At 70.6% G+C, this 21,105-nt stretch carries 11 protein-coding genes, 1 rRNA gene, 23 pseudogenes and 1 other annotated feature; of the genes and pseudogenes, 17 read left to right on the top strand and 18 right to left on the bottom strand.

Annotation, left to right across the window (positions count from 1 at the left end):
* Complete coding sequence (locus DA06_RS21300; protein ID WP_418605965.1) at window positions 1-504, top strand: NAD(P)-dependent oxidoreductase; 504 nt, start codon at window positions 1-3, stop codon at window positions 502-504.
* Here DA06_RS21300 and DA06_RS21295 read toward each other — a convergent pair.
* Window positions 441-817: pseudogene (locus tag DA06_RS21295) on the bottom strand (hypothetical protein); the annotation flags it as partial. The gene DA06_RS21300 and the pseudogene DA06_RS21295 sit on opposite strands and share 64 nt — an antisense overlap.
* A gap of 412 nt (window positions 818-1,229) precedes the next feature.
* Window positions 1,230-1,649, bottom strand: a pseudogene (locus DA06_RS21290) (FAD-dependent oxidoreductase); the annotation flags it as partial.
* A gap of 10 nt (window positions 1,650-1,659) precedes the next feature.
* Here DA06_RS21290 and rpsI point away from each other — a divergent pair.
* Window positions 1,660-2,661: pseudogene (rpsI, locus tag DA06_RS21285) on the top strand (30S ribosomal protein S9); the annotation flags it as partial.
* A gap of 349 nt (window positions 2,662-3,010) precedes the next feature.
* Here the strand turns inward: rpsI and DA06_RS21280 are convergent.
* Window positions 3,011-3,202 (bottom strand): annotated as a pseudogene (locus DA06_RS21280) (ABC transporter permease subunit); the annotation flags it as partial.
* On the opposite strand from DA06_RS21280, the pseudogene DA06_RS21275 reads away from it, so the two are divergent.
* Both DA06_RS21275 and DA06_RS21270 read left to right on the top strand, forming a co-directional pair.
* Window positions 3,201-3,976: pseudogene (locus DA06_RS21275) on the top strand (DEAD/DEAH box helicase); the annotation flags it as partial. The pseudogenes DA06_RS21280 and DA06_RS21275 sit on opposite strands and share 2 nt — an antisense overlap.
* 68 nt (window positions 3,977-4,044) lie before the next feature.
* Complete coding sequence (locus DA06_RS21270) at window positions 4,045-4,437, top strand: hypothetical protein (RefSeq protein WP_418605963.1); 393 nt, start codon at window positions 4,045-4,047, stop codon at window positions 4,435-4,437.
* A 1,415-nt stretch (window positions 4,438-5,852) separates the two neighbouring features.
* Here the strand turns inward: DA06_RS21270 and DA06_RS21265 are convergent.
* Window positions 5,853-6,186: pseudogene (locus tag DA06_RS21265) on the bottom strand (MBL fold metallo-hydrolase); the annotation flags it as partial.
* Here DA06_RS21265 and DA06_RS21260 point away from each other — a divergent pair.
* Window positions 6,127-6,780: an NAD(P)H-dependent oxidoreductase gene (locus DA06_RS21260; RefSeq protein WP_418605962.1), complete on the top strand. Its 654-nt coding sequence runs from the start codon at window positions 6,127-6,129 to the stop codon at window positions 6,778-6,780. The pseudogene DA06_RS21265 and the gene DA06_RS21260 sit on opposite strands and share 60 nt — an antisense overlap.
* Window positions 6,781-6,826: 46 nt before the next feature.
* Here DA06_RS21260 and DA06_RS21255 read toward each other — a convergent pair whose 3' ends face one another.
* Window positions 6,827-7,180, bottom strand: a complete 354-nt coding sequence (locus DA06_RS21255) for a Wadjet anti-phage system protein JetD domain-containing protein (protein ID WP_418608141.1) — start codon at window positions 7,178-7,180, stop codon at window positions 6,827-6,829.
* A gap of 20 nt (window positions 7,181-7,200) precedes the next feature.
* Window positions 7,201-7,444 (top strand) — a sequence feature (23S ribosomal RNA rRNA prediction is too short).
* A 119-nt stretch (window positions 7,445-7,563) separates the two neighbouring features.
* Between DA06_RS21255 and rrf the strand changes: the two genes are divergently transcribed.
* A 5S ribosomal RNA gene (gene rrf, locus DA06_RS21250) occupies window positions 7,564-7,680 on the top strand.
* 20 nt (window positions 7,681-7,700) lie between these two features.
* Here rrf and DA06_RS21245 read toward each other — a convergent pair.
* The 3 genes and pseudogenes from DA06_RS21245 to DA06_RS21235 form a co-directional block, all read right to left on the bottom strand.
* Window positions 7,701-8,648: a HAMP domain-containing protein gene (locus DA06_RS21245; protein ID WP_418605961.1), complete on the bottom strand. Its 948-nt coding sequence runs from the start codon at window positions 8,646-8,648 to the stop codon at window positions 7,701-7,703.
* Window positions 8,649-8,757: 109 nt separating this feature from the next.
* A pseudogene (locus DA06_RS21240) lies at window positions 8,758-9,264 on the bottom strand (DEAD/DEAH box helicase); the annotation flags it as partial.
* Between the two features lie 168 nt (window positions 9,265-9,432).
* Window positions 9,433-9,708, bottom strand: a complete 276-nt coding sequence (locus DA06_RS21235) for an FTR1 family protein (protein ID WP_418605960.1) — start codon at window positions 9,706-9,708, stop codon at window positions 9,433-9,435.
* A 572-nt stretch (window positions 9,709-10,280) separates the two neighbouring features.
* On the opposite strand from DA06_RS21235, the pseudogene DA06_RS21230 reads away from it, so the two are divergent.
* Window positions 10,281-10,696, top strand: a pseudogene (locus DA06_RS21230) (dihydropteroate synthase); the annotation flags it as partial.
* On the opposite strand, the pseudogene DA06_RS21225 reads toward DA06_RS21230, so the two are convergent.
* A pseudogene (locus DA06_RS21225) lies at window positions 10,688-10,861 on the bottom strand (extracellular solute-binding protein); the annotation flags it as partial. The pseudogenes DA06_RS21230 and DA06_RS21225 sit on opposite strands and share 9 nt — an antisense overlap.
* A gap of 140 nt (window positions 10,862-11,001) precedes the next feature.
* A pseudogene (locus DA06_RS21220) lies at window positions 11,002-11,106 on the bottom strand (sugar ABC transporter sugar-binding protein); the annotation flags it as partial.
* A 51-nt stretch (window positions 11,107-11,157) separates the two neighbouring features.
* Between DA06_RS21220 and DA06_RS21215 the strand changes: the two are divergent.
* Window positions 11,158-11,543 (top strand): annotated as a pseudogene (locus DA06_RS21215) (dihydroxyacetone kinase subunit DhaK); the annotation flags it as partial.
* A gap of 83 nt (window positions 11,544-11,626) precedes the next feature.
* Here DA06_RS21215 and DA06_RS21210 read toward each other — a convergent pair.
* Window positions 11,627-12,018 (bottom strand): annotated as a pseudogene (locus DA06_RS21210) (alanine--tRNA ligase); the annotation flags it as partial.
* A 970-nt stretch (window positions 12,019-12,988) separates the two neighbouring features.
* Here DA06_RS21210 and DA06_RS21205 point away from each other — a divergent pair.
* From DA06_RS21205 to DA06_RS21195, 3 genes and pseudogenes are all read left to right on the top strand, one after another.
* Entirely contained in the window at window positions 12,989-13,189 is a 201-nt protein-coding gene (locus tag DA06_RS21205) for a hypothetical protein (protein WP_418605958.1), read from the top strand.
* A gap of 415 nt (window positions 13,190-13,604) precedes the next feature.
* A pseudogene (locus DA06_RS21200) lies at window positions 13,605-13,847 on the top strand (phosphoribosyl-AMP cyclohydrolase); the annotation flags it as partial.
* 152 nt (window positions 13,848-13,999) lie between these two features.
* Window positions 14,000-14,300: pseudogene (locus tag DA06_RS21195) on the top strand (GntR family transcriptional regulator); the annotation flags it as partial.
* A gap of 97 nt (window positions 14,301-14,397) precedes the next feature.
* Here the strand turns inward: DA06_RS21195 and rpsK are convergent.
* Window positions 14,398-14,787, bottom strand: a pseudogene (gene rpsK, locus DA06_RS21190) (30S ribosomal protein S11); the annotation flags it as partial.
* Window positions 14,788-14,796: 9 nt separating this feature from the next.
* Window positions 14,797-15,816 (bottom strand): DUF4126 family protein, encoded by a 1,020-nt coding sequence (locus DA06_RS21185; protein WP_418605957.1) that lies wholly within the window; start codon window positions 15,814-15,816, stop codon window positions 14,797-14,799.
* Window positions 15,817-15,878: 62 nt separating this feature from the next.
* On the opposite strand from DA06_RS21185, the pseudogene DA06_RS21180 reads away from it, so the two are divergent.
* Window positions 15,879-16,137: pseudogene (locus tag DA06_RS21180) on the top strand (mechanosensitive ion channel family protein); the annotation flags it as partial.
* A 432-nt stretch (window positions 16,138-16,569) separates the two neighbouring features.
* On the opposite strand, the pseudogene DA06_RS21175 reads toward DA06_RS21180, so the two are convergent.
* Window positions 16,570-17,047 (bottom strand): annotated as a pseudogene (locus DA06_RS21175) (formate dehydrogenase); the annotation flags it as partial.
* Window positions 17,042-17,403: pseudogene (locus DA06_RS21170) on the bottom strand (argininosuccinate synthase); the annotation flags it as partial. The pseudogenes DA06_RS21170 and DA06_RS21175, both read right to left, overlap by 6 nt.
* 23 nt (window positions 17,404-17,426) lie before the next feature.
* On the opposite strand from DA06_RS21170, the gene DA06_RS21165 reads away from it, so the two are divergent.
* Complete coding sequence (locus DA06_RS21165) at window positions 17,427-17,585, top strand: hypothetical protein (protein WP_418605955.1); 159 nt, start codon at window positions 17,427-17,429, stop codon at window positions 17,583-17,585.
* Window positions 17,582-17,968 carry an SLC13 family permease gene (locus tag DA06_RS21160; protein WP_418605953.1) on the top strand — a complete coding sequence of 129 codons (387 nt, stop codon included), beginning with the start codon at window positions 17,582-17,584 and terminating at the stop codon, window positions 17,966-17,968. Before DA06_RS21165 ends, DA06_RS21160 begins: the two co-directional genes overlap by 4 nt.
* On the opposite strand, the gene DA06_RS21155 is transcribed toward DA06_RS21160, so the two are convergent.
* The gene (locus DA06_RS21155; protein ID WP_043504398.1) at window positions 17,891-18,406 is read right to left on the bottom strand and encodes a hypothetical protein; all 516 of its coding nucleotides are present in this window, start codon (window positions 18,404-18,406) and stop codon (window positions 17,891-17,893) included. The two genes, DA06_RS21160 and DA06_RS21155, sit on opposite strands and share 78 nt — an antisense overlap.
* A gap of 79 nt (window positions 18,407-18,485) precedes the next feature.
* Between DA06_RS21155 and DA06_RS21150 the strand changes: the two are divergent.
* Window positions 18,486-18,839: pseudogene (locus tag DA06_RS21150) on the top strand (multicopper oxidase domain-containing protein); the annotation flags it as partial.
* Between the two features lie 396 nt (window positions 18,840-19,235).
* Here DA06_RS21150 and DA06_RS21145 read toward each other — a convergent pair.
* Window positions 19,236-19,623, bottom strand: a pseudogene (locus DA06_RS21145) (MmgE/PrpD family protein); the annotation flags it as partial.
* 8 nt (window positions 19,624-19,631) lie between these two features.
* On the opposite strand from DA06_RS21145, the pseudogene DA06_RS21140 reads away from it, so the two are divergent.
* Window positions 19,632-20,147: pseudogene (locus DA06_RS21140) on the top strand (histidinol dehydrogenase); the annotation flags it as partial.
* On the opposite strand, the pseudogene DA06_RS21135 reads toward DA06_RS21140, so the two are convergent.
* Window positions 20,145-20,643: pseudogene (locus DA06_RS21135) on the bottom strand (transaldolase family protein); the annotation flags it as partial. The pseudogenes DA06_RS21140 and DA06_RS21135 overlap by 3 nt on opposite strands.
* On the opposite strand from DA06_RS21135, the pseudogene DA06_RS21130 reads away from it, so the two are divergent.
* Window positions 20,643-21,101: pseudogene (locus DA06_RS21130) on the top strand (rhamnose isomerase); the annotation flags it as partial. The pseudogenes DA06_RS21135 and DA06_RS21130 sit on opposite strands and share 1 nt — an antisense overlap.
* Window positions 21,102-21,105: the final 4 nt, after the last annotated feature.

The raw sequence follows: 21,105 nt of genomic DNA, 5'->3' as shown, positions 1-21,105 counted from the left end.
GTGCGGCCGCTCGCCGCGGCATCGCCGTGTTCACGCGCCGTTCTCCACCCGCTCGTGGTGGAGCTCGCGGTGGCCGAGATCATCGCCCTCACGCGCCGGCTGACGGTCCGGGACAAGGCCCTGCACGCGGGTGTGTGGGACAAGACCGCATCGGGGTCGCACGAGGTCCGCGGCCGCACCCTGGGCATCATCGGCTACGGCAACATCGGCACCCAGCTCTCCGTGGTGGCCGAGGCGCTCGGCCTGCGCTCCTCGACGACCTCACCGTGCACCGTCTGGCCGTGGCTCGACCAGGTGACCTCGTCACCCTTCTGGAACTTCTCCTCACCCAGAACTCAGTCTGTGCCGTCCGGCCGCCCCCTCGCAGGCGGTCGGATGCGGGGTGCTCGTGGGCAGCACCCCCCGGGTGGGCGGGGGGCCCACGCAACGCCGCCCCGTTCCTACTTCGCGGCCCCGCGCCACGCGCCCCCGTTGTGCCGGCAGAGCGACCGGGCTAGAGGTTGATCCATGTGCCCCGTGAGGCCGTGGAACGCCTCCTGCAGGCTCCCCCCAGCGTCGGGTGCACGTGAACGTTGCGGGCCAGCTCCGCCGCGGTCAGGTCCCACTTCTGCGCCAGGGTCAGCTCGGGCAGCAGCTCGGCGACGTCAGCGCCCACAAGGTGACCGCCGAGCAGCTCGCCGTGGGTGCCGTCGGCGACGAGCTTGATGAACCCGGTGGCGTCGCCGAGGCCCTGCGCCTTGCCGTTGGCGGTGAAGGGGAACTTCGCCACCTTCACGTCGTAGCCCTCCTCGCGGGCCTGCGCCTCGGTGAGCCCGAAGCCATGTCCGACGTCGTGGCCGCCGTCGAGGCGGCCGACGTGGTGGTGGTACTCGTGGACCATTCTGCGTTCCGGACGCTTCCGCGGCCCGACCTGATGGGGAAAAACGTCGTCGACACCCGCGGTCTGTGGGGCGAAGAGTCCGTGGTGACACTCCCGGCGTAGTCCTCAGGTCACCGGAACGAGCGGCGGGGCGTACGTCGCCCTGGTGGCGGCCAGGATGGCGTCGGCCTCCTCCTGCCGGCCGTGCGCCAGCCGCCAGGTCCAGACCCGGTAGCGCCGCGCCGTCTCGGCCGCCGGTCCGTCGGCGACCACCTTGCCCCCTCGAGCCAGATGGCCCGGGTGCACGTCTCCTCGACGGTCTGCGCGGCGTGCGATACGAGGAAGACCGTGCCGGCCTGGGCCCGCGCCTCGTGCCAGGGCGTGTCGGTGGTCCCGATGATCCGAGTACCGGTCCCACGGGATGACGAAGAGCACCGACTTCTCCGTGCGGAGGAACAGCCCGGTCTGGCCGTTGATCCGCTCCCGGGGCACGACGATGTGCACGCCCTTGGAGGCGAGCACCTCGAGGCCCTCGCCCGTCCCGCCCAGCGCCTCGGTCTGCTCCGTCCACACGCCCGTGGCGTTGATGATGTGGGCGCGCACGGTGCGGGACTCCCCCGGTCTCGAGGTCCACCACCACGGCGCCGGTCACGCGGCCGCTCGCGTTCTTGGTCATCTCGACGACCTGGGTCCGGGAGGCTGCGAGCGCCCCGTAGCCGACGGCGGTGCGGATCAGGGCGAGCACCAGGCGCGCGTCGTCGACCCGGGCGTCGTAGAACCGGATCGCGCCGACGAGGCTGTACGAGTGGGGCCGGGAGGAGCTCGGCCGCATCGTCGCGGAGCAGCAGAACGTGGCCGACGAGCTCTACGGGACCGGCACGGACATCACCGAGGCGATGGCGCGCCTGGACAAGGACCCGGCGCGGATGCTGCACGGGACCGAGGCGCTGCGGGCCTGGATGCAGACCACCTCGGACGAGGCGGTCGCCGCGCTGGGCGGCGCGCAGTTCGACATCCCGGAGCCGGTGCGGCGCCTGGAGTGCCTCATCGCCCCGACCCACACCGGAGGGATCTACTACACCGGCCCGAGCGCGGACTTCTCGCGCCCGGGGCGCATGTGGTGGTCGGTGCCCGAGGGCGTCACGGAGTTCGCGACCTGGCGGGAGAAGACCACGGTCTACCACGAGGGGGTGCCCGGTCATCACCTGCAGATCGCGCAGACCGTCTACCGGGCGGAGCTGCTGAACCTCTGGCGCCGCATGTCGTGGGTCAGCGGGCACGGCGAGGGGTGGGCACTGTACGCGGAGCGGCTCATGGCGGACCTCGGCTTCCTGGACGACCCGGGCGACCGCATGGGCATGCTGGACGGGCAGCGGCTGCGCGCGGCCCGGGTGGTGCTCGACATCGGCGTGCACCTGGGCAAGCCTGCGCCCGAGGAGTGGGGCGGCGGCACGTGGGACGCCGCCAAGGCGTGGGAGTTCCTCAAGGGCAACGCGAACATGGCAGAGGGCTTCCTCGCCTTCGAGCTGGACCGCTACCTCGGCTGGCCGGGCCAGGCGCCGAGCTACAAGATCGGGCAGCGGCTGTGGGAGGAGACGCGCCCGCATCAACGGCGGCGGCATCTCCGGCCAGGCCGCGCCCTCCGCATGGGCATCGCCCGCGCCCTCAACGAGATCGACCGCGAGTCGAACCGTCCGGCGCTGAAGAAGGCCGGGTTCCTCCGCCGCGACGACCGTTCGGTCGAGCGCAAGAAGGCCGGTCTGAAGAAGGCCCGCAAGGCCCCGCAGTACTCGAAGCGCTGATCAGCGCCTCGTCCGCGGCCCCGCACCGAGCTGTCTCGGGCGGGCGCGGCGCGTTCCGGCACGTGCGTCCTGCCCGCCGACGAACTGGCACCATGGACGCCGCACAACCCACCCACTCGGAGGTAGAACCATGGCCCGACTCTTCGGCACCGACGGCGTGCGAGGCCTCGCCAACCGCGACGTCAGACGCACGCCAACGCGAGCGCGAGGATGAAGAGCCGTGACTTCGGCAGGGACAGCCCGAGGATTTCGACGGGTCCGGCGAGCCACGCGGGGCGGCGACGTCCACGTTCGGCGCGCCGAAGACGTCCCGGGCCAGCTGCTGGAGCACGAGCGCGACGCCCCAGGTGACCAGGAGCGTGTCCAGGGGCCGGCGGTGCATCCGCGAGATCAGCAGCGTCTCCAGCATCAGCCCCATCAGCCCGCCGACCAGGAAGCCCGCCGGGAGCGCGACGAGCAGGGAGACCCCGGCGTGGCCGACGACCTGCTGAACCACGAACGCGGTGTAGGCGCCGGCCATCATGAACTCGCCGTGGGCCATGTTGATCACCCCCATCTGGCCGAACGTCAGGGCCAGCCCGAGCGCGGCGAGGAGGCTCGTGCCCTCCGGCGAGTCGCTCGCCGGGCGCACCCGGCCGGCGCACCCGCGGGGACTGGTGCTCGCCCCCACCCGCGAGCTGGCCACCCAGATCGCCGAGACCATCACGCCGCTCGCGAAGGCCGCAGGCCTGAGCGTGACGACGATCTTCGGCGGTGTCAGCCAGAACCGGCAGGTGGGAGGCGCTCGACCGGGGCGTCGACATCGTCGTGGCGTGCCCGGCCGCCTCGAGGACCTCATGGGGAGCCAGCGGCTGGTCCACCCTCGACCGCGTCGCCGTCACCGTCCTGGACGAGGCCGACCACATGGCCGACCTCGGGTTCCTGCCCGGTGTCACCCGGATCCTGCGCGCGACGCCCCCGCGGCACCCAGCGGATGCTCTTCTCCGCGACGCTGGACAACGGCGTCGACAAGCTCGTGACCCAGTTCCTCGACGACCCGCTGCACCACGTCGACCCCGCCGCGTCACCCGTCGCAGCCATGGAGCACCACGTCTTCCTCGTCCCCACCACCGACGTCAAGAACGAGCTCGTCCGCACGCTCGCGTCCGGAGCCTCCCGCCGGCTGCTGTTCACCCGCACCAAGCACCAGGCGAAGAAGCTCGCCCGTCAGCTCACCTCGGCGGGCATCCCGGCCGTCGAGCTGCACGGCAACCTCTCGCAGAACGCCCGGGAGCGCGGCCTCGACGCCTTCTCGTCCGGCGAGGTGCGGGTCATGAGTTCAGGCGGCTTGCGGCATGGCTGAAGAGTGCTCCCAATTCTGCTCGGGAGCATGCTGCTCTGCGGATGGCTCGCCTGGTTGTAGGGACGGGCGATGAGGCGCTTGATTACTTGATGCATGCAGAAGTGGTTCTTCGGGAAACGGACTTGCCTCCTGCCGCTGCCGCAGGATTTGCTGGCGCGGCACTTGAGCGGCATCTCCGTCAACTAGTTTTGCAGTTGCGCGGTGACATTGAGGTCGACGGAAAAGCCGCCAAGCTTACTCGCTGGGCAGACCAGTTGAAGAAGGAGGGCGTCTTCACTGCGGCAGACGTCCAACTGGTCGCCAATATCCAGGGTTATCGCGATTCTGCGGCACATGGCTGGATGGAGCGCGTGTCGGCGAACGATGCAGCTTGGGTTATCGAGAACGCTCGGGAAGTCGTTCGCCGGTATCCGCTTGCCGGGCGCTTTCCTTAGTGCAAGCGAGGGATGCGTCCTGAATCGGCGGAGCCATCGACTAGATCGCACAAGAACGTCCCTTCGGACACGCACCTCTCATCTTGAAGGTTTGTTGCCGTTTTACGCTTCCGTCGTGGAGCAAGGACAGGGGGGCGAACAGCAACGACTGGAAGACATGCGCCGGAAGGCACTTGAGCAGGGTCGGAGAGCAGCTGCTTCAGGGGAGTTAACGGAGGATGCGAAGCAGGGCGTTGGACGAGTTCATTGCAAGGGTGCGGCGACAACTGCCACCAGCGGGCGATGAGTGGCGTCGCTCCAACGGTGCGCTACGGGTTCGACGCGGCTTCGCCGTCGCATGGTCGGAGCGCCAGCGATCCTGCTAGCTCGCATCTCCTGTCGCCCTCGACGCCGGATATGGCCTGCATCAGACCAGCGAAACTTATGCGCGGGCATGCGGTCAGAAAACTTTTGAGGGTGGCAGATCCACGGTTGCTAAGACGCGGCGGTGCCTCTCCGGTTAAGAAAGAGGTCATCCCCCCGCCGCGCGATGATGATCAGTTTTGGCGAGCGATATCGTCGCAGCCGAGCGTCACGCCTTACAGCTTCATGCGCTTTACGACCTAGATTGGCATGTTCTCGTAGAGTATTCGAGTCGCCAGCTCGGGCCCTGTTGCGGTAACTACGAAGGCCTCGTTGACCCAGATGACTTTTAAGAGTTGTGAGTCGGAATCTTCATAGAACCAAGTGTAGCCGGATCCGTCATCATAAAGGGCTCCTTCGCCTAGCAGTTCTGCACCGCTGTCCGCATACCCTTTTCGTAATTCTTCGACGTATGCATCCTGACGGGAAGCGGAACGGAACTCCGCCGCAGTTACGTAGACTTTTGATACCCCATTGGTAAAAGTGGCGTGCATGGCATCAAGGGCAGACCCCGGACCTTGCCGATGGCTTGTCCATCCTGGGGGTCGGAGCGTGAAAGCAGTGTCCTGAAGTGCTCCGTCAAGCCGTGCGCGAAGCTCGCCTCGCGAGGAATCGGAACCGACATCCTGCGGTGAAGTGCTGTCGTTGGAACCATTGTAGGCGTGTGCGATTCCGTAAATCATCATTCCTGAGATGATGAGGGCGGCAACGAGGTTCCACCATTTTCCAATGCCGCTGCTGGTCGGCGTATTTGGTACGTCTGAGGCTTGCGACGGACGCGGTTGGCTCGTGTCTCGACGGTGCTCGGCTTCAGGTTGCGAGCTCGGCGCTCCCTGTGTGCCTGAGTTTCTTGGAATGTCTTGGTCACGAGCTTCACGGGCCTCCCGGGCTTCACGAGCCTCCCGGGCTTCACGAGCCTCCCGGGCTTGCCGAGCCCGAGCTTCCCGAGCCTCCCGAGCTTCTCGAGCCTCCCGGGCTTGCCGAGCCCGAGCTTCCCGAGCCTCCCGAGCTTCTCGAGCCTCCACGCCACCGCCCGCGACGGCGACGAGCGCCCGTACCGTCTCCTCGCCCGAGGCCGGGTAGTGCAGGTGCACCCGGTGCTGCACGCCGTCGACGGCCATGCGCGAGAGCACGCCCGGCAGGCCGAAGCAGTGGTCGCCGTGGACGTGGGTAAGGCAGATCCTGGTCACCCGGGAGGAGGCCACGCCGGCGTGGATCATCTGCCGCTGGGTGCCCTCGTCCGGGGTCGAGCAGGCCCTCGCCGTCCCAGCTCAGGAAGTACCCGTTGTGGTTCCGGGCACGGGTGGGCACCTGGGAGGCGGTGCCGAGGACGACGAGCTCGCGCATGCGGCGAGTGTGCCGCACGTCCCCGCACCTGGCCCTGTCACGCCGGTCCGGGAAGAAGTCGGAGGCGGACGGCGTTCAACCGACGTGAGCGGCCGCGGGCCGGCGGACGTACAACCTGTCCGAGGCGGCAGTCGCCGAGCTCCGGGCGAGAGGTGTCGGCGCCACGGTCGTCAACGTCGAGCTCCGCGACGTGGCCCACGAGATCGTCAACGCCATGCTGACCGGATTCCCACCGGTGCGCTGCGGGAGGTGCTGGAGAAGGTGACCGGCGCGGACGGCCTCGTGCTCGTGACGCCGCTGTTCACCACGACCTACTCGGGCCTGTTCAAGTCCTTCGTGGACGTCCTGGACAAGGACTCCCTGACGGACATGCCCGTCCTGCTCGGTGCGACGGGCGGCACGCCGCGTCACTCCCTGGCGCTGGAGTACTCGATGCGGCCGCTGCTGACGTACCTGCGCGCCGACGTCGTGACGACGTCGGTGTTCGCGGCCACGGACGACTGGGCCGGCGAGGCCCGACACCGTCAAACCCCCGCTGCCCGTCGCGCATCCCGCCCGCACGGCGACCGAGAGCACCGGCGTTCTGCATGCTGAACTTCAGGTGGCGGTACCCGGTATAAGAGTCTGTCCGACTCTTATCTCACTCCGGTGCTGGCGAGAACGTGCCGGGCGAGCGCGGCCGCTGCGATGGCGAGCGGGATGCGTTCCTGCTCGACGCGGCGCACCTGGTCCCAGCCGGGTCGGTGAGCCGGTCGTACACGTCCTGCTCGTGGGCGGTGAGCGTGTCGAGCATCTTCGCGGCCGGTACGGGCAGCGGGTTGCCCTTGGCGTCGGTGGTGGCGCCGAACCGTTCGTAGGTCTCGTACGTGGTCAGGTCCATCAAGATGGTGCGCACGGGTACCCCGGACTGCCGGTACTGGTTGACGATCTCGAACCCGGCCGCGTCGATGTCGCCCCAGTAGAGCACGTGCGGGGCGTCGCGGAGCCAGTCGATGGCGGCGACCGCGGCCGCGCTCGCGAACCCGCCGCCCTGCACGGGGACGGACGAACCTCTGGTGTGCCAGTTGTTCCGCCAGGAGCATGGCTGGTTGGCTACGTTCGGAAGGGATAACCGCTGAAAGCATCTAAGCGGGAAGCCTGCTTCAAGATGAGGTTTCCACCACCCTCGTGGTGGGAAGGCCCCCAGCAGACCACTGGGTTGATAGGCCGGACGTGGAAGCGCGGCAACGCGTGGAGCTGACCGGTACTAATTGGCCGACAACTTGCCACAACACCAACACGTGTTGGAAGAAACGAAGAGTGCTACGCGTCCACTGTGCGGTTCCCGAGATACGCACCCCCGACCCGGCCGGTCGGGCACCGATATCTCCATAGAGTTACGGCGGTCACAGCGAGGGGGAAACGCCCGGTCCCATTCCGAACCCGGAAGCTAAGCCCCTCAGCGCCGATGGTACTGCACGGGAGACTGTGTGGGAGAGTAGGACACCGCCGAACACCCATCCCAGAAATGGCCCTCACCACCCGGTGAGGGCCATTTCTGCATCCCCGGCGCATACCCCCGGCCGAAATTCCCACGCCCATACGCCGGTGCGGAACCCCGGACCGCCGAACACGAGCGGACGTCGGGGCCGGAGCGTGAGGCAACCGGATTGCTGCGGACCCGGTCCGAGCGAAGGCGCCAGGCGGCGCGTCATGGAACGATGCGGCCAGGCGGCCCGACATGGAAGTGAGCCGTCCGCGAGACGCTGGGCCCCGGGTAACGCGAACCGCCGGCCGCCGGAGCGTGAGGCAACCGGATTGCTGCGGAGCGGCGACGCCCAGGCTGATCGTCCGGGCGGCGTACCGCGCAGCGGCCTGCGCCACCGCCGCGTCGACGAGCGTGCCGACCCGCACGGCCGCCGGTCCATCGTCAGCCTGCCCTCCTCCGCAGTGGTGACCAGGGAGATGTCCTGGGCCAGCCGCGCCAGACGGGAGACCTGGTCGCGCAGCATCCCGAGGGTCTCCTCGTCGGCGGGGACGACGTCCTGGATGCCCTCGAGGTAACCGTCCAGCGTCGCCACCGGGGTCCGCATCTCGTGGGCGAGGTCGCCGAGCAGACGGGTGCGGGTCTGCTCGATCCGGCCCAGATCGGCGGCCATGGTGTTGAACGAGCGTGCCAGGTCGTCGAACTCTGCCCCCATGCCGACGTCGGGTACGCGGACGGTGTAGTCGCCGTCCGCGACCTGGGCCGCGGCCTGGCGCACCCGGTCCAGCGAGTGCGCGATCCGCCTCGTGAGGAACACGCTGACCACCACCGGGAGGGTGTAGAACCATCCGCGCGTCTGGCCGATGTACTCGACGATGAAGTCGCCCGGGTAGTGGTGCTCGAACCAGTCGCGGTTCTCGAACGGGTAGTGCACCTGGGCGGAACGGCATCGACCCGGAGTCGAACCACACGTCGAGGCGTCGGGGATGCGGCGCATCGTCGACCGGCCCGTCGGGTCGTCGGGTTGGCGGTGAGGTCGTCGATGAAGGGCCGGTGGAGGTTGGGCTGGCCGTCCCGGTCGAGCGGGAGGCGGCCGAAGTCGGCCTCGAGCTGCTGGCCTGCTCGGTCCGGTTGGCCGCGGCCACGAGCGCGTCCTCGGGGTTGTAGACGCCCCTTCTCCTCGTCGGTGAGCACCCGGTCCAGCGCGTGGTCGCGCTCGATCTCCGAGCTCGTTCGCCAGCCCCAGCAGGTGCTGCACGGACGGGAGGAAGACCGACGCCGTCCTCCCCCGCGCGCGCGCACGAACCGCCCCACCGCCTGGGCGAAGAACAGCGGGGTCGAGGTGGCCGTGGCGTAGACCCCCACTGCGAGCCGAGGCACGTCGACCCCCTCCGACACCATGCGGACGGCGACCATCCACCGCTGGTCCCCGGCCGCGAAGTCCTCGATGCGCTGGTTGGCGCGTCGTCGTCGGAGAGCACGGTGACGGCCGGGTCGCCGGTGATCGAGTGCAGGATCTTGGCGTAGGCGCGGGCGGCCGTCTGGTCGGTCGCGATGACGAGGCCGCCGGCGTGGCGGTCTGCGGTCGCCGCGGCCGCGCGGGCGTACCGGCCCGGCCGCGGAACGCCACGCGGACGAAGAGGAAGAGCGTGGGCACCAGGTACAGCACCCAGGCCACCGCCTGGAGCCACGTGGTGGCGGGGGGAGAAGTTGAAGAGGCCCTTCAGCAGCGCGCCGTACCAGGACGACGGCGGTACCGGGCCGAGCGTCGGCCAGCGAGTTCAGCCCCGGCAGATCCCGGCCTCCTGCAGGTCGTGGACGCCGTAGGCGAGCACTCCGGCCGCGATCACGATCAGGAGCAGCCCGGTCCAGGAGAAGAACACCCTGAGGTTGAGGCGCAGCGCACCGTGGTAGACGAGCCAGCCGAGCACGACGGCGAGGGCGAGTCCCAGCACCGCGCCGAGCAGCGGACGGGTCGAGGTGCCGGTCGCCTGCGCGCCGGCCCAGAGGAACAGCGCCGTCTCGAGCCCCTCGCGGCCGACGGCGAGGGTCGCCATGACCGCCACGGCCCACCGGCGAGCGCTGCCCGAGGTCCCGGAGAGCGCACCTGGAGGAGCAGTGGTCCACCCGAGCCGCCCGCCGGAGGGTGGGAGCGACCGGAGAGACCCGGCAGATCGTGGACGAGCCGGCGTGGACCGAAGAGATCCATCACCCGGCCGTCTACGAGAACACGATGGTCGACCCGGGCGTCGTGTGCCCCGGACCTGATTCCGGCGGTGACACCGGTGGGGTCGGCGGTGACACGGGTGGGCCTGGCGTCCCAGGCCTGAGGACCACACGGTTGTCACGCCTCCGGAGCGGGACCTAAGGCACGGCGCAGTCCACCGCTGGGACGCCGTCGATTCCGTCCGGGTGAGCGACGAGGACCGGCAGCGGCACGTCGTCGCTTCCGGGGGGATCCGGCCACCTCCCGCTCGACGGGCTGCTCGTTCGGCGGAACTCGGACGCTCTCGTCGTCTCCCTGCACGGTGCGCTCGAGCGTTCGCTCTACGAGCTGCCCCGCTTCGAAAGGCTCACCACCCTCGCGGCCGGCCGGGCAGAGAAACCTGCTGTTCCTCGCCGACACCACGCGATGGTGGTCATGGCCTTCGACGAGCAGGGGCAGGCGGACACCTACCAGCGCCGCATCGAGGTGTGCGAGCGCGCCTACCGCCTCCTCACCGAACGCGCGGGCGGCGCCGCAGGACATCATCTTCGACCCCAACGTGCTCACGGTCGCGACGGGCATGAGCGAGCACGACCGCTACGCCCTCGACTTCATCGAGGCCACCCGCTGGATCAAGGCCAACCTGCCCGGCGCGCTGGTCAGCGGCGGCATCTCCAACGTCTCGTTCAGCTTCCGCGGCAACAACCCCCGTGCGCGAGGCGATGCACGCCGTGTTCCTGTTCCACGCGATCCGCGCGGGCCTGGACATGGGCATCGTCAACGCCGGGATGCTCGCGGTCTACGAGGACATCGACCCCGGCCTGCGCGAGGCCGTCGAAGCGCGTCGTGGACGGTCGGGACGAACCAGGCGTCCTTCGCCCCGACCGCGAGCGGCGTGACGCGGCCTCCTTCAGCGTGTCGTTGACGGCGATGAAGTCCTCCCAGGTCTCCGGCTCCTCGAGCCCGTGCTCCTCGAAGATGGCGGTGTTGTAGAAGACCTGGATGGTCTGCGCGGCCAGCGGGACGCCGTACAGGCTGCCGTCCCGGCCGCGGCGCCGTCGAGCGCGGCCTCGTCGAAGTCCGCCAGGGCGGGGACGACGTCGTCCAGCGGCGCGAGGTTGCCGCCCTCGACCAGAGGCTGGAGCAGGCCGTAGGAGCGCACCTGCGCGACGTCGGGGCCGTCGGAGCCGGTGAGCCCGGTCTGCAGGATCTGGTTGTACTCGGTGTTCTTGTAGGCCTGGAAGTTCACCGTGATGCAGGGGTTGGCCTCCTCGAAGACGTCGAAGATGGTCTCGTAGGCATGGCGCTCGCCTACCCCGGCTACCTCCAGGGCGTGCACGGCGGCGTGGTCCGGGCGACGGAGAGCCCGCGCGGCTCGGTCTCGGTCGTCATCGGCGGCGGTTCCGGCCACTACCCGGCGTTCGCCGGCTGGGTCGGACCGGGCTCGCCCACGGTGCCGTGTGCGGGAACGTCTTCGCGTCGCCGTCGGCGTCGCAGGTCTGCTCCGTGACCCGGGCGGCCGACAACGGCGGCGGCACGCTTCTGATGTACGGCAACTACGCCGGCGACGTCCTGCACTTCGGTCAGGCCGCCGAGCGCCTGCGGTCCGAGGGGCTCGACGTCCGCACGCTCGCCGTCTCCGACGACGTCGCCTCGAACACGCCCGAGAACCACCTGGACCGGCGCGGCGTCACCGGCGACCTCGTCGTCTTCAAGGTCGCCGGCGCCGCGGCAGAACGGGGGCGACGACCTGGACAGGGTACCGTACTCTCGCCGAACAGCGCCATGCGCCGGCGGCGCGGGCGTCGTCGATGTCCATGACGGCGTCGGTGTCGAGGTTCTCCGCGAGCTGGGCGTTGACCCGCTCCTCGATCTCGCCCAGGACGTTCGCGGGCACCGCGGAGCCGTGGCGGAAGTCGAAGCGCAGCCGCGACGGGGCGTTCTCCGAGCCCGCCTGGGTGGCCTGGTCGCCGAGGTGCTCGTGCAGCGCCTTGTGCACCATGTGGGTGGCCGTGTGCGCGCGGGCGATCGCCTTGCGCCGGGCGGTGTCGATGGACGCGACGCCCTTCTCGTCGAGGGTGAGCGTGCCCTCGGTCAGGCGCCCCCGGTGGACCGAGAGCCCCCGGATCGGGGCCTGGACGTCCGCGACGTCGACGAGGGCGCGGGTGCGTTAGTCGAGTGGTTCGCACCGGTGAGACGGAGCTCCTCGATGTCGAGCTGTGTCTGGATCTGGCGAGCGACGGCGTCATCGATCGTGCCCTTGCGTCTCAGCCGTTGGAGGACCTCGCGTTTGTGGTCGAGAACGGCCAGGTGCAAGCGTGAGTACTGCTCGTTGCGGGTGAGCAGCGAGGGTTCCTGTCCTCTGGCCGGTCCGGGCTCCGGGGCGGCGGTATCGGTTGCGAGTCCGGTCTCAGGCTCTGGCGCGGGGCGCCCGCGGCCGCAACGTCGTGGGCGGGGGAGTCGTCGGGTGTCGACAAGGTGGAGATGATCTCGGTAGTGGTTCGCGAGTCGGTCGCGCACCTCATCGCTGACCTCGTGCTGCGCCGCGAGTCGGGAAGCGCCGCGACGCCGGCCTCGGTAATGGCGCGTTCGGCGAGCCGGACGAGGCGGAGCCCGCTGCCGAGGAGCCCGAGGCGGAGGAGGGAGCCGGTCAGCAGTCTGACGCCGGCGGCTCTCAGCAGTCCGGCCAGCGCCGTGGGCGCGGCGGGTCCCAGCAGACCAGGCAGAAGGCCCAGCCGCGCCAGCAGGGCGGGGCGCAGCGGAAGTCCTCGTCCGGGACGGCGAGGAAGAAGCCGGCGGCGAAGAAGCCGCTGCCGACCCGCCCCCAGCCCTAGTCAACCCACTCGGCCGCGTCCACCACGGACAAGGTGAAGGAGCAGCCTCATGAACGACAAGACAAGCGAGCCCGGACCGGGTCCGGCCTCGCACAACCTGCCGCTTGCCGCGTTGAAGAGTTCTGCGGGCGGGTACGCCCCGCGCGCTGGGCGGCCGCGCCGTCGACAGGCTGACCGGGCGCGTGGGGAACCTGTCCGACCGGCTGACGGCCTATGCGAGCGGCGAGAGCGCCCGCGACCGCGACGACGACGAGGGCGGGGATGCGCCCACTTTCAAGGGTGCGGCCCTGGCCAAGAGTGCCGAGAAGCTCGCCGAAGGTCACCAGCGGCCGCACCTCGGTCACGATCGCGCACCGGCTCTCCACCGCCGAGGCCGCCGACCTGGTGGTCGTCGTCGACGAGGGGAACGTCGTCGAGGTCGGCGGGCACCACAAGCTCCTCGACGCCGGCGCCACGTACGCGAAAATGTACGGATCCTGGGTCGCGCAGACGCGCTGAGCCCGCGCGGCCGGCCGACCGACGGCTGAGCTCGCGCGCGGCCGGCGAGCCCGACGAGGTTGCGAAAACGGTTCGGATCGGGCGTCCCGGCGAACCATCTCCTCAACCTGGTGCTCGGATGGGGCGGCCGACGACGGCGCTCAGCCGGTCACGAGGTGGAGACGCAGTGCGGGCTGGCGTCAGGCCGAGGCTGCCACGGCTCCACGTGGCACCAGGGGCGGCGGAGGTCCTGCGGGAGAGTATGACGTTCCGTGGAGGAGTTGAGGTGCCATGGGTAGTTGACGTGCCACGGGGGGGTTGTCGTGCCATGGAGGAGTTGACGTCTCGCGGAGTAGTTGACCTCTCGCGGAGGGGTTGGCGTCTCGCGGCGAGGGGGCGTCTCACGTGCGCGAGGCGTGCGTGGCAAGATCGTCCGGTGCCCCCGAACACCACCCTCGACCCCGGAATCTCCGCCCGCCTCAAGCGTGACGAGCACGGCCTGGTCTGCGCCGTCGTGCAGCAGCACGACACCGGCGAGGTGCTCATGGTCGGCTGGATGGACGACGAGGCGCTCCACCGCACCCTCACCACCGGGCGGGCGTGGTTCTGGTCCCGCTCGCGGCGGGAGTACTGGCGCAAGGGCCGTCGGCACCGGCTGGTCCGACGGGCGCGGGAGGTCCGCCGGCACCAGGAGAACCGCCCCGGGACAGGTGACGCAGGGAGCGCGCGATCCGGCTCGCTTGTGTGCACGCCACGCCGACGTAACCCGAAACGCGCGCACCCGATGGTGCTTTGTATACAAAGTGCCCTTCGTGCGGCTACCGTTGACCCGTGCGCGCCAGCGAGCGGGTCTACCAGTCCCTCCGGGACGACATCGTGTCCTGGCGCCTGCGCCCCGGTGCGGTCCTCTCCGAGGTGGAGCAGGCGGAGCGGCTCGGCGTCTCCCGCACGCCGCTGCGCGAGGCCCTCGGCCGCCTGGCTGCCGACGGGCTCGCCGTCGTCGGGGAAGGGACGCACGCTCGTGGTCTCGGACCTGCGGGCCGGGGGACGCGAGCATCTCTTCGAGCTGCGGGAGGCCCTCGAGACGCAGGCCGCCCGGCTCGCCGCCCGCCGGCGCGACCCCGCCACCTTCGCCGCCCCTGCGCGAGCGGTTCGCGGCGGCGCCGGGGTGCGCACGCCGCGCGCGCGCACCCCCGCTGATGCACTGCGTCGTCAGAGCGGCGGCGCTTCGGCGGGCGGCAGCCGTTGTGCGCCTGCGGCGTGACGTCCTGGATCGAGCCGACCTCGAGGCCGGTGGCCTGGAGGGAGCGGATCGCGTCTCGCGGCCGGAGCCGGGACCCTTGACGAAGACGTCGACCTTCTTCATGCCGTGCTCCTGGGCGCGGCGAGCGGCGGCCGTCGGCGGCCATCTGCGGCGGCGAACGGGGTCGACTTGCGCGTCGAGCCTGAGCGACCTGGCCCGAGGAGGCCCAGGCGATGACGGCACCGGTCGGGTCCGTGATGGACACGATGGTGTTGTTGAAGGTGCTCTTGATGTAGGCGTGGCCGTGGGAGACGTTCTTCCGCTCCTTGCGGCGCGGCTTGCGCGCCGCGGTCGCCGTACGGGTCTTGGGGGGCATAGAGGGTTCCTACTCCTGTGAGGTCGTCGGACCGGTCCGGGCCGCCAGCCCGAGCAGCGCGAGAACCACCACCGCGACGAGCGCCACGACGCCGGCAGCAGGACCGAGACCAGGACGAGGGCCACCGAGGAGGCGTCCTCGACGGCGGAGCGACCGGCGCCCGTACCGGCCGTCGCCGTGTTCACCAGGGCCGGGCGGTCGCTTGGTGAGATGGATCGCCAGGGCGAGGAGCACCCCGAGCAGGACGGGCACCCACCGCCAGTCCTGCGCCAGCGTGCCCGGGTCGGTCACCGCCGCTGTCTCGGAGGCGGACCCGGCCGCGAACACGACGCCGCCCGCGGCGGGGCGCACGAGCGTCTGCAGGGCGTCGTTGGCGGAGTCGACCACCGGGACCTTGTCGGCGACCACCTCGGTCAGGAGCAGCACCGCGAGGATCACGAGCGCCGGCGTGCTCTCGAGCCACTGCCAGCCCTCGACATCTGCCTGAGAGCCGTCGGCACGGAGACCGAACGCGGCACCAGAGCCGTGCGTCTCGTCGACCTTGGCCGCCGTCGTCTCGTCGACCGCCTCGAGATGGGTCCGTGACGCCACCCAGCTCTCCTCGTCGATCACCAGCGCGACGTGCGGGCGGACCTGCGCTCCGTTGAGATCTGCGCCGACCTGCAACGCCCTCGACGCAAGCATGACGAGCGCGTCGGCGTGGCGTTGCTCACGGGAGCGCGAGTCGGCGGCGAGGGGGCCGGCGACGGTGTCGAGCGCCGTCTCGACCAGCACGCCACCGACTTCGTCGAGCTGCCACCGTCCGGACCGGCCGCCTCCGGCGGACCTCCCGAAGGACACCGACCTCCGACGCCAGGTCGCGTCGAAGGCTTCCTGAGCCGCTTCGGCGTCGATCTTCGCAGCCCGCCGTCGCGCCTCCTTGGCGAGTTCGGGCGCACTGAGGTTCTTGTTCTTCGCGTGCTCGACAAGGTCGGCGGCAACGCCGGAGTCGAGGGCCTTCTTCACCTCGTCGGAAGCACCCTCGCGCACGCGGGCCAACGCCCTCGCATGCTCGATGTTGAGGGCGCCTCGCCGTCGTCGCGGTCCTCGGCGTCTCGGCGATCCTGCTCACTTCCCCGGGCCGCCGCCGGGGCGTCCATCCTCGCCTCCGCGGGCGTCATCTCCCTGGTCGCCGGCCTGGCCGCCCAGACGACGCTCGGCAACGTGTTCGCCGGCCTGCAGCTCGCGTTCACGGACGCCATCCGCGTGGACGACATCGTCATCGTCGAGGGTGAGTTCGGGTACATCGAGGAGATCACCATGACGTACGTGGTGGTCCGCCTCTGGGACGACCGTCGCATGATCATGCCGTGGCGGCGTCCCCGGCGCCTGGGCGAAGGCGATGGACGCCTGCGTCCAGTCCTCCGAGCGAGGGCCGGCACCACGTCGTCACGCAGGAGCTGCTGCATCTCCTCGTCGCTGACGGGGGAGTCCGGGTGGAGGCCGTAGCCGTACGCCCCTTCGCCGACGGCGACCGAGAGCAGCACGTTGTCGGGGCCGAGGTTCGACTGGTTCGCGGTGTCGACGGACCACTGCTCCGCGCTCATGGCCGTACGAGCTGTCGACGAGCGACGAAGACCATCTGGCCCGTCTCGTTCTGCACCTCGTCGAAGGCGGCCTGGATCTCGGTGACGTCGCTGTCGCTGAGGACCTCGGCCGTGTCGGTGACCTGGTCCGCCAGGTTGGTGGGCGGCTCGGCCGCTGCGGGCCCCGCGACGGTGACGGCGGGAACGGTGACGAGGGCGGGGAGACCTCGACGAACATCTCCGGCTGCAGCTCGGAGAGGTACTCGAGAACCGGCTCATGCCGCCGGCCGTGTGGTGCTCCGTGAGGCGCGAGGTCGTGTAGACGAACGGGAAGGTCTCCGAGCGCTCCTGCGGCGGGCTGGGGTGGACCGGGTTGTCGGCCCGGCGGTACTCCACCCGGATGGGGTTGGCCTGCTGCCCGTACAGCGGGTTGCGGAACGGGACTCGACCGGTTCGTAGTGCGTGGGCAGCGGCCCGTCGAGCAGCCCCGTCGGCACGAAGAGCGCGCCCTTGCCGTCGCCCTGCATGATGAAGGCGTCGTCGCCAGATAGGCCCTCCACGCCGTCGGCACCCTCGGGCGGCCGGTAGGACGGCGGCTTGGTGCGCTCGAAGTCCGGCTCGTCGTGGCCGGTCCACCTCCCGGCCTCCTCGTCCCACCACACGTACGCCTTGCGATCGCTCCAGGGCCGGCTCTGCTCCGAGCGCCGTCCGGTGACCGTCGCGCGGCCGCCGTGCAGCACCATGCGGATGTCGCCGGAGACGTAGCGCTGGGTGTCGTCGACGACGTCGAGGGAGTGCTTGAGCGGCGAGAACCACTGGCGTCGTAGACCAGCTCGGTCCAGCGCTGGCCGACGCCCCGCTTGAACCGGGCCTGCTCGCGCTCGACGGTCACGTTCTCCAGCTCCTTGTGCGCGGCGATCAGCGCCATGGCGCCGGGAGCCTCGTAGACCTCACGGGACTTGATGCCCACCAGCCGGTCCTCGACGATGTCGATGCGGCCCACGCCCTGTGCGCCGGCGCGGCGGTTCATCTCCTGGATCGCCTGCAGCGGGTGACGGCGAGCGCATCTCGGGCGTGAACGAGTACGTGCGCCTCGAGCGGGAGCAGCTCGGGCCGATGGGCCGCGGCGGGCGCAACACCCTCATCGCGTTCGCCGTCGCCGTCGCGCTGTGGGTGACGCCCGGTGTCATCGCTCTCTTCACGGGCGGGGAGGGGAGTTCTACGAGAACGTGACCGCGCGGCTGAACGAGGGCGCCGTGGCGGTGGTCGCGGCGAGCCTGCTGTTCCTGCTTCCCATCGACTTCTCGCGCCGCCAGTTCACCATCAGCTGGAACGACGCCGCGAAGATCGACTGGGGCACCATCCTTCTCTTCGGGGCCGGCATCACCCTCGGCAGCCTGCTGGGGTCGACCGGGCTCGCCGAGACGATGGGCGGCGCCCTGAGCGACCTCCTCGGCGTGAGCTCGCTGCTCGGCCTCACGCTGCTCGCCACTGTCATCGCCGTCATCATCAGCGCCGCCCGCGCTGCGTTCGGGGCGTCAGCGCCCGGCGGGTACAGCCGCAGCCCCGATCCACATCCCAGACCACGCCGAACGCCATCGTGCCGACCGGCGTAGCCCCACGATGGCTCCGCTGAGTCCGCCGAGTATCCAGCCGAGCACCGGTCCCAGGACCGCAAGCACGGTCTCCACGAGGCCGGACCAGAGCGCCGCCCGGCCGGTGTGGAAGCGCACCACCATGTAGAAGAACTCACCGATCACGTTGCCGGCCACGTACAGGCCGGCGGGGACGGCGTACGGGCCGATCTCGGAGATGACCCCCAGCGGCAGCGGCACGAGCTCGATCCAGACCAGCGCCAGGGCCGAGGCCGTCCCGAAGAAGGCGGCCCCCCGCGAGCACGGCGCCCACCAGCGGGACCGAGTGCAGGCGCGACCGGGGTCATGCCGGGCGATGACGGGGGGCGCAGCGGGCGAGAGGCACCCAGCCCGGGGGCCCGGGGGGCGGGAGACGGTGGGAGACCGCCCCGGGTACAGGCCGAACTGGTGCAGGCTCATGGGGGGAGGAGAAGCAGGTACGGCGTGCCGATCGAGCCAATGTTCATCATCGTGGCGTCCCGCCCCCACGGCCACGGTGCACGAGGAGACGCTCACCGTCTCCGAGGTCGGCGCCGAGGTGGCACCCGGTGTCCGCCAGGAACGGTGGACCTTCGACGGCACCGCGCCCGGGCCCACGCTGCGCGGCAAGGTCGGCGACGTCTTCGAGATCACGCTCGTCAACGACGGCACGATCGGGCACTCCGTCGACTTCCACGCCGGCGCCCTCGCGCCGGACCGGCCCATGCGCACCATCGCGCCGGGGGAGTCGCTGACCTACCGGTTCACCGCCACCCGCAGCGGCATCTGGATGTACCACTGCTCGACGATGCCGCTGTCCATGCACATCGCCAACGGAATGTTCGGCGCGGTGATCATCGACCCGCCCGACCTCTCCTCACCACACGCGCGCCCGTAGCGGGGACGTGACGAGGCGTCGGCACCGTCACGACGACGCGGCCGGCCTCGGGCCCGACGACGGTCCGTCACATCGGGCGCGGGCGGTGTCCAAGTCGGTGACCGAACCGAGCAGGGCGGCGCCGCACGGCCCGCCCTCGGAGCCGAGGAGCCTGCCGTGTCCACCGTCTATGTCGTCGTCACCGTCTTCGCTGCCCTGTGGGTCGGCTTCTCCGCCGTCTCCCTCCTCCGCGGTGCGAGCTGGGTGACGGACTCGCTCACCGACTACGGCGTGCCCCGTGGCTGGTGGCGGTGGCTGGGCGCCGCGAAGGCCGCCGGGGGCGCTCGGCCTGCTGATCGGCCTGGTCGTGCCCGCCGTCGGCGTCGCGGCGGCCGTGTCCAGGATCGCGGTGCGCGCCTCGCCCGGCCCGGGGAGCACCACGTCGTAGGCGGCGTCGGGTCCGTCCAGCATCCAGGCGACGACGCCGTCCTCGCCCTCGTAGATCGGCGTCGGGGACGTCTGGCCCCGCATGGCCCGGTCGACGGCCTCGACCGCCACCTTGCCGGCGAACGCGCGCGTAGGCCTTCCAGGTCGAGATCTCGCCCTTGCGGGACTGCCGGGTGGCCGTGGTGGTGTGCAGGGCCTGCCCGATCGCGTGGAAGATCACCTCGGTGTCCAGGCCCAGCAGCGTGCCGATGCCCGCGGCGGCGGAGGGGCCGAGGTGGGCGACGTGGTCGATCTTGTGCTTGTGCAGGCTGATCGCCCTCGCGAGGCCGACCTGCGGGCCGGCACGCCGCCCAGCTGCCGCGTGCGACCCGCACCGAGATCACCGGCGGCGGTTCGTGCACCAGCGGTGGGTGCCGGTGCGCAGGGTCGGGCCTCTACGTTCCCGGCGGCCTGGCGGTCTACCCGTCCAGCGTCGTCATGAACGCGGTGGCCGCGCAGGTCGCGGGGGGTGGAGCAGCTCGCCGTCGCGTCGCCGCCGCAGAAGGACTTCGGCGGCCTGCCGCACCCGGTGATCCTCGCCGCCTGCGCACTCCTGGGGGTCGGGGAGGTCTACGCCGTCGGGGGGCCCAGGCCGTCGCCATGTTCGCCTACGGGGCGAAGGTTGAGGACGACGTCGACCGTGCCGACCTGGCCGCGGCCGGCGCTCCGGGCGAGCTGGTGTGCGAGCCGGTCGACGTCGTCACCGGGCCGGGAAACATCTACGTGGCGGCGGCGAAGCGTGCGGTCATGGGCACGGTCGGCATCGACGCCGAGGCCGGCACCACGGAGATCGCCGTCCTCGCGGACTCCACCGCCGAGCTCGTCCAAAAGGTGACGAGACTCGGCGTAGGTGCCGTGGACGGTGTCGCCGCGCAGCTCCGAGTGGTCGGCCACGGCCTGCAGCGTCTTCTCGGGCATGGTGTTGACCACGCCGTCGACGACGAGCTCGTCCACGTACATCGTGTCCGGGTACGCCGGGTCCTTCACGCCCGTGGACGCCCACAGGGGGGCGCTGCGGGTGGGCGCCGGCCGCGGCAAGCTCCTCCCAGCGCGGGGTGGAGAAGATCTCCTCGTACGCCTCGAAGGCGAGGCGGGCGTTGGCGACGCCGGCCCTGCCGCGCAGCGCCTTCGCCTCCTCCGTGCCGATCGCGTCGAGGCGCGCGTCGATCTCGGCGTCCACGCGGGAGACGAAGAAGGAGGCCACGGAGCGGATCCCGCTCAGGTCGATGCCCGCGGCGTGGGCGCGCTCGAGCCCGTCGAGGTACGCGGCGGCCACTGCGCGGTAGCGGTCGAGGGAGAAGATCAGCGTGACGTTGGGACCTGGTGGACGACTACGCCGGTCTGCGCCGGCACGCCGCCGAGCTGGGGGGTGAGTCTCGCGCGATCAACTCCAACGTCTTCCAGGACGACGACTACATGCTCGCCTCCTGTGCAACCCGCGCCGGGTGCGGCGCAAGGCCGTCGAGCACCACCTGCGGTGTGTCGAGATCATGCGGGAGACCGGGTCGCGGGACCTGAAGATCTGGCTCGCCGACGGGCTGAACTACCCCGGGCCAGGACGACCTGCGCGCCCGCCAGGAGCGACTCGCCGAGGGGCTGGCGGAGATCTACGCCGCGCTCGGCCCGGAGCACCGGCTGATCCTCGAGTACAAGTTCTTCGAGCCGGCGTTCTACGCCACCGACATCCCCGACTGGGGCACCTCGCTCCTGCACTGCCTCGCCCTGGGGGAGCGTGCGATGGTGGTCCTGGACACCGGCCACCACGGGGCCGGGCGTG

Source organism: Georgenia sp. SUBG003 (assembly GCF_000715355.2).
Classification (GTDB): domain Bacteria; phylum Actinomycetota; class Actinomycetes; order Actinomycetales; family Actinomycetaceae; genus Georgenia.
This window is presented reverse-complemented; position numbering and strand designations above follow the sequence as displayed.

Coding starts and splice junctions, on each gene's coding strand:
- DA06_RS21270 (WP_418605963.1), top strand. CDS start 4,045: ATGGCTCGCCTGGTTGTAGGGACGGGCGATGAGGCGCTTGATTACTTG.
- DA06_RS21245 (WP_418605961.1), bottom strand. CDS start 8,648: ATGCGCCGCATCCCCGACGCCTCGACGTGTGGTTCGACTCCGGGTCGA.
- DA06_RS21235 (WP_418605960.1), bottom strand. CDS start 9,708: ATGGCGACCCTCGCCGTCGGCCGCGAGGGGCTCGAGACGGCGCTGTTC.
- DA06_RS21155 (WP_043504398.1), bottom strand. CDS start 18,406: ATGAGCCTGCACCAGTTCGGCCTGTACCCGGGGCGGTCTCCCACCGTC.